This window comes from Actinomyces sp. oral taxon 180 str. F0310, assembly GCF_000185285.1.
Taxonomy (GTDB): Bacteria; Actinomycetota; Actinomycetes; order Actinomycetales; family Actinomycetaceae; genus Pauljensenia.
Genome location: NZ_GL622194.1, coordinates 1,431,475 through 1,443,462, shown reverse-complemented (window position 1 = coordinate 1,443,462; position 11,988 = coordinate 1,431,475). Strand labels below are relative to the sequence as shown.

Annotated in this window: 11 protein-coding genes; 10 read left to right on the top strand and 1 reads right to left on the bottom strand. The window is 66.1% G+C overall.

What is annotated here, in order from left to right; genetic code table 11:
- Positions 1 to 24 precede the first annotated feature (24 nt).
- Positions 25 to 1,371, top strand: coding sequence for a hypothetical protein (locus tag HMPREF9006_RS06105; RefSeq protein ID WP_009212700.1), 1,347 nt, complete (start codon positions 25 to 27; stop codon positions 1,369 to 1,371).
- A 120-nt stretch (positions 1,372 to 1,491) separates the two neighbouring features.
- Here the strand turns inward: HMPREF9006_RS06105 and HMPREF9006_RS06100 are convergent, their stop codons facing one another.
- On the bottom strand, positions 1,492 to 3,861 hold the full coding sequence (locus HMPREF9006_RS06100) for a S9 family peptidase (RefSeq protein WP_009212699.1): 2,370 nt from the start codon (positions 3,859 to 3,861) through the stop codon (positions 1,492 to 1,494).
- A gap of 167 nt (positions 3,862 to 4,028) precedes the next feature.
- Here HMPREF9006_RS06100 and HMPREF9006_RS06095 point away from each other — a divergent pair, with 167 nt between their 5' ends.
- The 9 genes from HMPREF9006_RS06095 to HMPREF9006_RS06060 all read left to right on the top strand — a co-directional run bounded on the left by HMPREF9006_RS06095 (position 4,029) and on the right by HMPREF9006_RS06060 (position 11,831).
- Positions 4,029 to 4,472, top strand: coding sequence for a GtrA family protein (locus HMPREF9006_RS06095; RefSeq protein ID WP_009212698.1), 444 nt, complete (start codon positions 4,029 to 4,031; stop codon positions 4,470 to 4,472).
- Between the two features lie 28 nt (positions 4,473 to 4,500).
- Positions 4,501 to 5,433, top strand: coding sequence for a patatin-like phospholipase family protein (locus HMPREF9006_RS06090; protein WP_009212697.1), 933 nt, complete (start codon positions 4,501 to 4,503; stop codon positions 5,431 to 5,433).
- A gap of 373 nt (positions 5,434 to 5,806) precedes the next feature.
- Positions 5,807 to 5,932, top strand: a complete 126-nt coding sequence (locus tag HMPREF9006_RS10995) for a hypothetical protein (RefSeq protein WP_269490360.1) — start codon at positions 5,807 to 5,809, stop codon at positions 5,930 to 5,932.
- Positions 5,933 to 6,889: 957 nt separating this feature from the next.
- Positions 6,890 to 7,141 (top strand): glutaredoxin-like protein NrdH, encoded by a 252-nt coding sequence (gene nrdH, locus HMPREF9006_RS06085; protein WP_034231276.1) that lies wholly within the window; start codon positions 6,890 to 6,892, stop codon positions 7,139 to 7,141.
- 234 nt (positions 7,142 to 7,375) lie between these two features.
- On the top strand, positions 7,376 to 7,792 hold the full coding sequence (nrdI, locus tag HMPREF9006_RS06080) for a class Ib ribonucleoside-diphosphate reductase assembly flavoprotein NrdI (RefSeq protein ID WP_009212695.1): 417 nt from the start codon (positions 7,376 to 7,378) through the stop codon (positions 7,790 to 7,792).
- Entirely contained in the window at positions 7,762 to 9,918 is a 2,157-nt protein-coding gene (gene nrdE / locus HMPREF9006_RS06075) for a class 1b ribonucleoside-diphosphate reductase subunit alpha (protein WP_009212694.1), read from the top strand. The genes nrdI and nrdE overlap by 31 nt, the downstream gene beginning before the upstream one ends.
- 75 nt (positions 9,919 to 9,993) lie before the next feature.
- Entirely contained in the window at positions 9,994 to 10,494 is a 501-nt protein-coding gene (locus HMPREF9006_RS06070; protein ID WP_009212693.1) for a hypothetical protein, read from the top strand.
- A gap of 392 nt (positions 10,495 to 10,886) precedes the next feature.
- Positions 10,887 to 11,189, top strand: a complete 303-nt coding sequence (locus HMPREF9006_RS10600) for a hypothetical protein (protein WP_009212692.1) — start codon at positions 10,887 to 10,889, stop codon at positions 11,187 to 11,189.
- A gap of 198 nt (positions 11,190 to 11,387) precedes the next feature.
- Positions 11,388 to 11,831, top strand: a complete 444-nt coding sequence (locus tag HMPREF9006_RS06060) for a hypothetical protein (protein WP_034231270.1) — start codon at positions 11,388 to 11,390, stop codon at positions 11,829 to 11,831.
- Positions 11,832 to 11,988: the final 157 nt, after the last annotated feature.

Genomic DNA, 11,988 nt, shown 5'->3' with positions numbered 1-11,988 from the left:
GCCGCGACGAGAGGAACGACAAGAGTGACGACGCAGGCCGACGACTGGATGGCGCCGGGGGATGATGAGCTGGGATTTGGTGGCCTAGCAAAGTTGAAGCCCGTGTGGAAGTGGGCCCTCGTTATCGTTGCTTTTTCGTTTGCTGCGCTCGCGGTGAGTACTAGTTTTCATCAGGACGTGGTCCGCAGACCGGTCAGTTCTTTGCGGTCGAATGACGCGGTGATCGCTCTGAGGCTGGGACCCGCATATGCCTCGTCGCTGCAGGAGGCTACGAACACTGGCAGTTGGATTGTGCTCCTCAACGCCCAGGGACAGGGCACGGTGGCGTCCGTCGATTCGGTGGCTGGCGGGGACGTGTTGTGGAGTGATCGCGGTGTCTTCTACGGTTCGCGGAGCCGCAACTACGTGACGACGGATAGTGGAACGCAGGTGAGTAAGAGCGACAACGGGACCCGAGAGGAGATTCAACGATACGAGCTTTCCGATGGTCAGCTCGTCACTCTGGTGCCGAAGCATTGGGATTATAACGACGGCAATGTTGAAAGTGACGACAGCATCACGACTGTTGAAACCGCTGGCATTACCGGTGATTTTGGGCAGTGCGGGTCACGGATCCTGGCGATTACGGACACGAAGGAATCCCCGAGTATCGCGGATGCGGCATTCGAGGCCTATGCCGCCCAGGCGAACAACGAAGAACCAGTTCCAGAGGCCCTGACGGCTGTCGTGCAGCTCAATGCTCCTGATGGTGACGCGCCTCGAATTCTCGCCGTCACGCCGGCCAGTGACAACTTGGAATCGGGACAGCATATGTTCGCCTGCGAGGGGGACGTCATCACGCTGTTGAGCCGCCTGGAAGTAAAGCCTGGCACTCCAGACAACATGACGGCGCATGAACGATACCGATGGGTCCTTCACCAGTGGGACCTATCCACGGGAGAACGTGCGAATATCCCGTTGACCGATGACGACGGCGAGCCCTTCGAATCTACTTCCAAGTGGTTCCTCCAAGGCCACCATGGTGTTCAAGTGGGTAACGAATACAGGATGGTGACGCGGGATGGTGCTGCTTTCGGTGCCGACCTGATGAGCGGCCAGGTGCGGCGTCTGTTCTACACGCATCCGCGGATGACTGTGTCTGACCGCTATTGGATGACGTACCAGGTGGACAAGGATGGTGTCTACGCGCTCGGAGAAAGCTATGAAGGCCATGTCGTCTCACTGTTCTTCATACCGTGGGACGGCAAAGAGTGGCGTGAAATCTTCACCACGGACAAGCTCGCGGGGTATCTCAAGGAGGGGTGGTTCTCGGGTGAATTGAAGATTCAGTCCTTCGCGGTGCGCCCGGACTGGGACGGCGGCGCGCAGTAACTCAGTGCAGCCACGCCGCATCGTGCGCGGCACGATAGTGGGGGCGGTCTTCCAGCGAAGACCGCCCCCACCTGCGTTTGCCGTCAACGGGCACTGACCGCTCGTCGGCAGCCCCAGGTGTTACAGCGTGACGCCCACCTGGCCCAGCGCGAAGGCGAACTCCTCGCAGCGCGCCGCCCACCGGCCCTCGCGCCCGGAGGGGCCCGCGTGCCCGGCGACCATCTCGGTGCGCAGGATGATGGGGCGCTCCCACGGGTCGCGCGCGGGAGCCGAGCCCGCCTCCTGTGACGTGGAAGGCACCTGGCCGGTGGCCTCGCGCAGGCGCTGCACCCACTTGGTGGGCTCAACGAACTCCACCCGCGTGTCGTTGACCGAGGTCGTCGCCATGATCGCGGGAAGGAGCACGCCGTCCGGCACGTTCTCGTACGGCGTGTAGCGGCTCATCGCGTCGAACACGGAGCGCGAGGTGACGGGATTTCCCCACTCCTCCCACTCGCCGACGGTGAGCGGCAGGGAGGCATCCAGGATCGTCGTCAGCGCGTCCACGAAGGGGACGCCCGCCAGGACCGCGCGGAAGCGGTCGGGCGCCGCGTTGACGACAGCGCCCATGAGCAGGCCTCCGGCGCTGCGGCCCTCGGCGACCAGGCGCCCGGGCGCCACCCAGCCGGAGTCGACCAGCCAGTCGGCCACGTCGATGAAGTCCGTGAAGGTGTGCTCCTTGACGAGTTCCTTCCCGTCCTCGTACCAGGCGCGGCCCATCTCGCCTCCGCCGCGCACGTGTGCGATCGCGTAGACGGCGCGGCGCAGGATCGGCAGGCGCAGCGCCTCGAACTCGGGGTCGTAGCTGACCTCGTAGGAGCCGTACCCGATCTGCCAGCCCGCGTGCGTGCCGTCCGGTCGCGCGTCGCGATGGTGGATGAAGGTGACGGGGATGCGCGTCGCGCCGTCGCGCGCGAGCACCCACACGCGCTCCTCAACGTACTCGGCCGGGTCCCATCCGGGCGCCTCGCGGGCGCGCAGGGTCCGCACGCTCAGGGCCGCCTCCTCGCTCGTGTGCGCGAGGGACGAGGCCGGGGCGGCCGCGCTCGCGGGCACCGTCACCTCGGCGACCGTGGGGGGCACGGTCTGCGACTGGAACTCGACGCGCAGCGGATCCTCCCACGGGGTCGGCACGGTCGCGATCGTGCGCACCGGGGCATCCACCCGGACGCGCCGCCACGCGGGCGCGGGCTCGCGGCGATCCCACACGTCGACCTGCGTGAGCGAGTCAGAACGCAGGGAGAGGGCCACGTAGCCCGCGTGGGCTTCGACGTCGGTGATGCGCTCGCCGGGAGCGGGGGCGCGCAGCGGCTCCCACGACTCGAAGGGCGTGAGAGGCGCGGGCTCCTCCTCCGGCAGCGGAGTGCCCGGCGCGCGATCCGCCAGTGCCTCCCGGGAGAATGCGGACGAGGAGGCGACGCCGAGCCGTGCCAGTGCCTCGGGCGCGCCTCCCTCGGGCAGCATCGCCTGCGCGAGCGACCCCTCCTGCGTGAGCCCCGTGTGCACGATGAACAGGCGATCGCCCGCCGAGTCTGCCGACACCAGCGTGCGCGCCCTCACCGGCATCAGCGGCAGCGGGCGCACGGCCGGGTGGGCGGGCAGCCACAGCCACGCGCGCCCCGCCGTCGAGGACGAGGAGTGGATGACGACGTGCCCCGGGAAACCCGACGGCGCAAACCCCATCTCGAAGCCCTCGTCGGGCTCAACGAGCAGCAGCTCATCGGCCTCGCGAGGCGTGCCCACCCGGTGCAGCCACACCTCGCACGCGCGCCACGCGTCGTCCACGCCCATGTATATGAAGGAGCTGGAATCGTCCGCCCACGCAAACCCGTACCCGGCGTCGGTCACGACCTCGTCGACGACGCGGCCGGAGGCCTCCTGGATGACCCACGTGTAGCGCTCGTCGCCGCTCGTGTCCCGCGCCCACGCGATCAGGCGCCCGTCGGGCGAGGGGCTCAGGTCGGCGAGGCGAAAGAACTCCTCCCCGCGCGCCCACTCGTTCTCATCCACGAGGAGCTCCTCGCCGACGGTGGGAACCCCCGGGGCGGGGACGAGCGGAAGGGGGACGCCGGAATCGTCGCGCTCAACGGGTGCTCGGTGATGAGTCGCATAGGATTGTCCCTGCGTGAAACGCCGGAAGTACCAGTAGTCCCCGTCGCGGATCGGCACGCTCACGTCCGTCAGCGCGGTCGCAGCCTTCACCTCCTCCACGAGGCGCGCGGCCGCCTCACGCGTCGGCGCCGTGACCGCGTCCGCCCACGCGTTCTCCGCCTCCAAATGCTTGCGGACGCCGGGATCGTCGCCGTTACGCAGCCAATCCCAGGGGTCGTCGAATCGGTGCCCAAAGTGGTCTCGCACGCGGTAGCCGTAGCGCTTGGGGGCAACCGGGGGAGCCTGGATCGACGAGGCGGCGGCCGCCTCGCTCTGGTTCGTGTCCGTCATGGGCACCATCTTAGGGGCGGGCACCGGAGCGGGCGAGGGTCGAAAGCGCGGCTCGGGCGTGCCACACTAGGGGGGTGAGTGGAACACATCAGCACGGAAGTTGGCCGCCTGGCGCGCTCGCGGACGCGGCCCCCGATCGGCGGGACGCTGGCGGGAGGGGAGCCCCGGCCTCGTCGGTGAGCCTCGCCGGGCGCCTCCTGGCGTGGGTGCGCGAGTTCATCCAATTCGGGCTGGTCGGCGCCACCGCCTACGTCGTTGACGCCGGACTGTTCAACCTCCTCCAGTACGGACCCCTCGCCGTCCTCGCCGGGCACCCCAACACCGCCCAGTTCGTCGCGGCCACGATCGCCACCGGCTACTCGTGGGTGGCCAACCGAGTGTGGACCTACAGGGGGCGCACCCGCGACAACGCCACTCGCGAAGCCGTCCTCTTCTTTTTCGCCAACGCGTGCGGCATCGGCATCTCCCAGTTCTGCCTGCTCTTCACTCACCACATCCTGGGACTGGCCTCCGCGCTCGCCGACAACGTCGCCGTCTACGTCGTCGGCTTCGCCCTCGGAACGGCGTTCCGCTTCTTCTTCTACCACTACGTGGTCTTCACGGGAGGTACGCGAGCGTAGGTCGGTTGCCGAGCGGTAGGGTCGAAGCGTGAAGGAAACACCAGAGCGCTATCCGACACCCGAGCAGTCCATCGACACGATGGTCACTATCGACGACACCGCCCTCGTCTTTGAGGGCGGGGGGATGCGTAACGCCTACACGGCCGCGCTCGTCGCCAGGCTGATTGCCGAGGGCATCAACTTTCCGCACGTCTCGGGGGTTTCCGCGGGATCCAGCCACCTGTGTAACTTCACCTCCCGCGACGCCCGTCGCTCGCACGCGACCTTCGTCGACCTGGTTGACGACCCGGAATTCGGTGGCCTCAAGCACTTCCGAAAGGGGCACGGCTACTTCAACGCCGAGTACATCTACGAGCGGATCTGCTACCCCGACGGTGCCTACCCCTTCAACATGGACGCGTTTCTTGCCAATCCGGCGCGCACTCGCGTCGCCGCCTTCAACGCGTCGCGCGGCGAGGTGCGCTGGTTCTCCAAGGAAGACATGAGCACACTGGACACGCTCGGCCCCATCATCCGCGCCTCCTCCACGCTGCCCGTCCTCATGCCGCCCGTCGAGATCGAGGGCGACACCTACGTCGATGGCGCACTGGGACCCAACGGTGGCCTGCCCTTCGATCAGCCCCTGCGCGAGGGCTACCGCAAGATGCTGGTCGTCCTCACCCGCCCGCGCGACTACGTCAAGGGGCCGATGTCGGCCAGCGTTGGGGCCCTCCTGCGAGCCACCTATCACTCCTACCCGTCCGTCTACGAGGGAGTCGCGCGTCGGCCCGACCGGTACAACGCCGGGCGACGCTTCCTGTTCGACCTGGAGGAGCGCGGGCGGGCCTACGTCTTTGCGCCCGACAACCTCTGGATCAACAACACCGAATCTCGGCGCGAGCGCCTGGAAGCTACCTACCGCGCCGGGCTGGTTCAGGCGGTGCGTGAGATGCCCGCGATCAGGGCGTTCCTCGGGCTGTAGGGGCGGCGGCCTCCGGCTGCCCACCCAGGGGCTTCACCTGCGGCTGGCGTGCGGCCTTCGCCCCGCCGCCGGTCATTGTCGTTCGACGTGGGGCTGGTTTCTGTCGGCGGGGGTTTCTGCCGGCGGGGTTGGTTCCGCATGCTGTTCTGGTGCAGGTGGGCCCGGTTGCGCGCAGGTTAACCCACTTGATGGCGGAGTGGGCCCGCTTGTGCGCAGGTTAACCCACTTGGTGGCGGGGTGGGCCCGGTTGTGCGCAGGTTAACCCACTTGGTGGCGGGGTGGGCGGGGCGGCCCAGGCTCCACTTACTGGGTTAACGTGCGCGGTAGGTGGGTTGAGGATGCCAGTAGGTGGGTTTGTTTGCCGCCGGGCGGGTTGCGCCTGATTGGTTGGGTCGCGCTGGCTGGTGTGGGCGTGGGGCTGGTGGGACGCATCACCGGTGTGGACGTGGGGCTGGTGGGACGCATCACCGGCGTGGGCGTGGGGCTGGTGGGGCGTTAGCACCGGTGCGGGCGTGTTGGTGAGGCCTGTGGCTGGGGGCGGTGCACGCGTCGCAGCGCCCGTGACACCGCGGCCGCCCCTGCTTGGTACGAGGGTGGGTCAATATGACACCGAGGCCGCCCCTGCGCACAGTTGACGCGGCGAAACGGGCGGACTTGCCTGTGCCAGGGTGGTGGCGGTTTCATGTCGTTCGACATTGCAGCACGCGGGGGTGGTCGTGGTTTCGCGTGACGACCTGAGGTGCCGTGCCAGGGTGGTGGCGGTTTCCCGCGCGGCTCCGAGGTTCGCCCCGGGGGCGGCTGAACGCGGGGTGATACGAATGTCGTGCGGGCCGATCCTACCTGCCAGCGCCACCGGGCTGGACCCGGCCAGGCCCGTAACTGTCCGGGCTCTGAGCCCTCCACTCGCCTCGAGGGCTCGGCGAAGGGCCGGGACGGATGCGGGCGGGTGGGCAGGAGGGCATCATCGAAAGCGCCGCCCCTAGATGTAGGGGCGGTTAGTCGCCAACAGCCCCTACATATGCGGGTGCGACACGCCCAAGACGTCGCGTCGCGGTGTGACGCTTAACATTATTTTGATGCCTGCTGGATGGTTATGCACAGGTTGGTGATGGAGGCGTCCACAGCCGCATCTGAGGTTGTGTCAAGCGCGCGTCCTCGGGGCATCGCTCGGGTTGGTGGACCTTCAATCCCTGCATTTGTGCCTGTTTGGACGATCCCTATCCGCAGGGGTGACAAGGAATGATAGCTGGTTGTTGGGGCTGACCGGATGCTCCGTCCACAGAGGCCTCGCCCCTCGTCCACAGTGACGCACGATCGGAGCGTTCGACACAACATCTAGGGGTCGCTTGCGCCTTGGGCCACGAGGTGTAGTGTTGTGGTGTTCGCGGCGAACGAGCCGCACGAGAATGTACAAACGAAGCAAACGTCCGGCCCCTGGCCGCAAGGAGACACGAACATGTCGATCACTGTCTACTCCAAGCCCCGCTGCCCCCAGTGCGACGCAACCTACCGCGCCCTCGACAAGCAGGGCGTCTCCTACGAGAGGATCGACGTCACCCAGGACCCGGAGTCCCTGGCATTCATCAAGGGCCTCGGCTACCAGCAGGCCCCCGTCGTCGTCGCCGGCGAGGACCACTGGTCCGGTTTCCGCCCCGACCGCATCAAGGCCGTGGCTGCGGCTGGCGCCCCCTTGGCCCTTCAGGCCTGAGTCTCGCCGTCGGCCCCGGCCTGAAGGTCGGGGTCGACGTGTATCCGCTCCGCCGACTGCCCCTCGCTCCCCTTTCCCCCAGGTGCGGGAAGGTCATCGATCCGTCGCCCATCGACGCTCGTTCTGCCGCCGCGTCGACCATCCCACACGGGACACGCCTCGCCGAGGCGGACGCTGGGGCCTCGCGGGTGAGACACTAGAGGTCCACCGACCCGACAAGCTGGAAGGATCATCATGGGCAGCGTCGTCTACTTCTCGTCTGCAACGGGCAACACCCGTCGTTTTGTCGAGAAACTCGGCGTGCCGGCGGCGCGCATTCCGCTGCTGCCCAAGGATGACCCCCTGCGCGTGAGCGACGAATATGTCCTCATCGTGCCCACCTACGGTGGCGGGAATGTCAGGGGAGCGGTACCCAAGCAAGTCATCAGGTTCCTGAATGACCCCGACAATCGAGCCCTATGCAGGGGCGTTATCTCGTCGGGAAACACCAACTTCGGCAAGGCCTACTGCATCGCGGGCGACATCATCGCGGCCAAGCTGGGGGTTCCCCACATGTACAAGTTCGAGCTCCTCGGAACGCCCGAGGATGTCTCCAGAGTTCGCGAAGGACTGGAACAGTTTTGGCACAAAACTACACCGACACGGGCGTAGAGGAAGCTCCCTCACCGGAGCTGGACTACCACGCGCTGAACGCGCAGCTCAACCTGTACGACGCGGACGGGCGCATCCAGTTCGACGCCGATCGTGCGGCTGCACGCCAGTACTTCCTCCAGCACGTCAACCAGAATACGGTGTTCTTCCACGACCTGGAGGAGAAGCTGAAGTACCTGGTCGACGAGGGCTACTACGAGAAGCACGTGCTGGATCAGTACGACTTCGCTGACATCAAGGAGCTGTACAAGCAGGCCTACGCCCACAAGTTCCGCTTCCCCACGTTCCTGGGTGCCTTCAAGTACTACACGTCGTACACCCTCAAAACCTTTGACGGCAAGCGCTACCTGGAGCGCTTCGAAGACCGCGTGGCGATGGTCTCCCTCTACCTGGCGCGCGGCGACATCGAGCTGGCTCGCCAGTTCGTGGATGAGATCATGACCGGCCGCTTCCAGCCCGCGACCCCGACCTTCCTGAACGCGGGAAAGGCGGCGCGCGGCGAGCTGGTCTCCTGCTTCCTGCTGCGCATCGAAGACAACATGGAGTCGATCGCGCGAGGCATCAACTCGGCGCTGCAGCTGTCCAAGCGCGGCGGCGGCGTCGCGCTGCAGCTGACGAATCTGCGCGAGTCGGGCGCGCCCATCAAGAAGATTCAGAACCAGTCCAGCGGCGTCGTTCCGGTCATGAAGCTCCTCGAGGACTCGTTCTCCTACGCGAATCAGCTGGGGGCACGCCAGGGCGCGGGCGCCGTGTACCTGCACGCCCACCATCCCGACATCATGGCGTTCCTGGACACGAAGCGCGAAAATGCGGACGAGAAGATCCGTATCAAGACGCTGTCCCTGGGCGTTGTCATCCCGGACATCACGTTCGAGCTGGCCCGCAAGAACGAGGACATGTACCTCTTTAGCCCCTACGACGTGGAGCGCGTCTACGGCGTTCCCTTCTCCGAGATCTCGGTGACGGAGAAATACCACGAGATGGTGGACGACGGACGCATCCACAAGAGGAAGATCAACGCGCGTCGCTTCTTCCAGACGATCGCGGAGATCCAGTTCGAGTCGGGCTACCCCTACATCGTCTTCGAAGACACGGTGAATGCGGCGAACCCCATCAAGGGGCGCATCACCATGTCGAACCTGTGCTCGGAGATCCTGCAGGTCTCGGAGGCCTCGACGTACAACGACGACCTGTCGTATGCGCACGTCGGCAAGGACATCTCCTGCAACCTCGGGTCGCTGAACATTGCCAAGACCATGGACTCCCCGGACTTTTCCAAGACGATCGAGACCGCCATCCGGGGGCTGACGGCCGTGTCGGACCTGTCCGACATCGGTGCGGTTCCCTCGATCGCGCGAGGCAACGCGATGAGCCACGCCATCGGCCTGGGGCAGATGAACCTGCACGGCTACCTGGCCCGCGAGCACGTGTACTACGGCAGCGAGGAGGCACTGGACTTCACGAACATCTACTTCATGACCGTCCTCTACGAGGCGATCAAGGCCTCGTGCACGATCGCGCGCGAGCGGGGGGAGCGTTTCGAGGGTTTCGAGGATTCGACGTACGCATCGGGTGAGTTCTTCCGCAAGTACATTGACGAGGCATGGGAGCCGACCACGGACAAGTGCCGCGAGCTTCTGGCCGCCTCGTCGATCCACGTTCCAACCCAGCAGGACTGGGAGGCGTTGGCCGCCGACGTGGCGCGCTACGGCATGTACAACCAGAATCTCCAGGCGGTCCCCCCGACGGGCTCGATCTCCTACATCAACAACTCGACGTCGTCGATTCACCCGATCGTGTCGCGGGTCGAGATCCGCAAGGAAGGCAAGATCGGCCGCGTCTACTACCCCGCGCCCTACATGTCGAACGAGAACCTCCAGTACTACCAGGACGCGTACGAGATCGGTCCGGAGAAGATCATCGACATCTACGCGGTCGCTACCCAGCACGTCGATCAGGGTCTGTCGCTCACCCTGTTCTACCCGGACACGGTGACGACGCGCGACCTGAACAAGTCCTACATCTACGCGTGGAGGAAGGGAATCAAGACCCTGTACTACATGCGTCTTCGTCAGATGGCCCTGGAGGGTACCGAGGTCGAGGGCTGCGTGTCCTGCATGCTGTGAGGGCGCACTCTTGTTTTTCGCCGGAGGCTCGTATGATGTGGGAGGAAAACACCCCACGTTGGACCGGAGAGAGCAATGAGTGATCCGATGAATCCCTACGGCGCGCCCGGCGGGTACGGGCAGTCGCCCTACGATCAGCAGGGGTCCTACGGTGCCCAGCCGCCCTACGGCTCGGGGCAGGCGGGATACGCTGGGGGCCGGCCCGGTGTCCAGTCGCCCTATGGGCAGCCGCAGGGAGCCTATGGCCAGCCCGCGTACGGCCAGCCCGTCTACGGTCATCCCGCTTACCGGCTCGATCCCGCGGTTGAGCGGATTCGTTCGAATGCATCGATGGTGCGCATCATGGCGTTCGTGAGTTTCGTGACCCTCGGGCCGATACTCTCGGGTGGCGCCTGGATCTGGGGTGGCAGCCTGATGAATGAGGCTCAGACGGTGGGCGCCCCGGCCGACGTGGTCAGAGAACTCCGGGGCGCGCGCACGACGGCGATCGTGTGTGCGCTCATCCAGGTGGCTGGCATCGTCCTCCTCATCGGGATTCCCCTCTTGTTCGCCCTCCTCGACCCCTCCTACGTCTGAGGGGTGAGCGGTGTGAGTGGAGCAACGAATCCGAGCATGTGGGCCCCCTATCGCGGGCAGCAACAGCCATCTTCGACGCCGCCTGCGGGGTACGGGGCTCAGCCGGTCGCGCCTCCTGCGGGGTACGGGGCTCAGCCGGTCGCGCCTCCTGCGGGATATGGGGCTCAGCCGGTCGCGCCTCCTGCGGGATATGGGGCTCAGTCGGTCGCGCCTCCTGCGGGGTACGGGGCTCAGCCGGTCGCGCCGCCGCGGGGTACGGGGCTCAGCCGGTCGCGCCGCCTGCGGGGTACGGGGCTCAGCCGGTCGCGCCGCCCGCGGGGTACGGGGCTCAGCCGGTCGCGCCGCCCGCGGGGTACGGGGCTCAGCCGGCGCCTCCCTACGGCCTCCAGCCGGTGGGGTATGAGCAGCTTCCGCCCCCGCAGCAGATGCCCTCCCTGCAGCAGTTGGCCATCTCCCAGGCCAAGTCAGAGGCAACCTTCGTCATCGTTTTCGCCGTCATTGGTTTCTTCACCACGCCGCTGCTGTTCTTGGCCGCCGCGTGGGCACGCGGCCAGCGCCTGTGTCGGCGAGTGCGCGAGATCGGGGCGCCTGCCGACGTCGTCACCAAGGCGCACATCGCGCGAGGCATCGCGGTGGGCGGCTTTGCGCTTCAGGTCGTTCTCATCGCAGCCCTCATCATCTCCGAGAACCTCTGATGTCCGAAAACCTCTGACGAGTGGCGCGCCGCCTCGGCCCTCGTGGGACCGGGCGGGGTCGGCGCGAGGATGCCACGGGTCGTTACGCTTGCGACAAGAATGCGGCAGAAGTTGGCTGCATCACTCGTTTTTCTTTGGGATGGAGCATAGGTTACGATGAACCCCGTATCCGATGATCGCGTCCAGTTGGAGTTTTCTATGAGTGATCCCACGAACCCGTACCCCTCGTCTCCGTCTCCGGAGCAGCCCGCCTACGGCCAGCAGGCCCCGCAGGGACAGCCCGCCTACGGACAGCAGGCATACGGCCAGCAGGCATACGGCCAGCCGATGTACGCGCTCAACCCCGCGGTTGAGAAGATTCGTTCGAACGCGTCAACCGCCCGCATGCTCTCGTTCCTGAGCTTCCTGTTCGGCGGCATGTTCCTGTCCGGCGGCATGTGGTTCTGGGCGAACAAGCTGATGGAAGAGGCCCAGGCCTACGGTGCGCCGATGGACGTCGTGACCGACGTTCAGGGCGCGCGTTCGGCCGCCAAGATCTGCACGATCATTCACGGCGTCATCATTGCCGTGTTCCTCGTTTTCGTCATCATCATTCCGATCATTATCGCCCTCACCGAAGCGGGTTCCGGCGCGTTCTCCTGAGCAGACCGCGAGTGTGAGGCCCGGGGAGCATCACGCTCCCCGGGCCTCGCTTCCATTGGTGCGCACAATCCGCAGCTTCTTGTACCCCGACTCGGTCGCGGCGTCTGGGTTCGCCTCCCGGGGTCGCGGGACCCGTGCGTTACGATGGGCGGGAAGG

Excerpts from the sequence above, each read along its gene's own strand:
- HMPREF9006_RS06100 (WP_009212699.1), bottom strand. The coding sequence starts at position 3,861 with ATGGTGCCCATGACGGACACGAACCAGAGCGAGGCGGCCGCCGCCTCG.
- HMPREF9006_RS06060 (WP_034231270.1), top strand. The coding sequence starts at position 11,388 with ATGAGTGATCCCACGAACCCGTACCCCTCGTCTCCGTCTCCGGAGCAG.
- nrdI (WP_009212695.1), top strand. The coding sequence starts at position 7,376 with ATGGGCAGCGTCGTCTACTTCTCGTCTGCAACGGGCAACACCCGTCGT.
- nrdH (WP_034231276.1), top strand. The coding sequence starts at position 6,890 with ATGTCGATCACTGTCTACTCCAAGCCCCGCTGCCCCCAGTGCGACGCA.
- HMPREF9006_RS06070 (WP_009212693.1), top strand. The coding sequence starts at position 9,994 with ATGAGTGATCCGATGAATCCCTACGGCGCGCCCGGCGGGTACGGGCAG.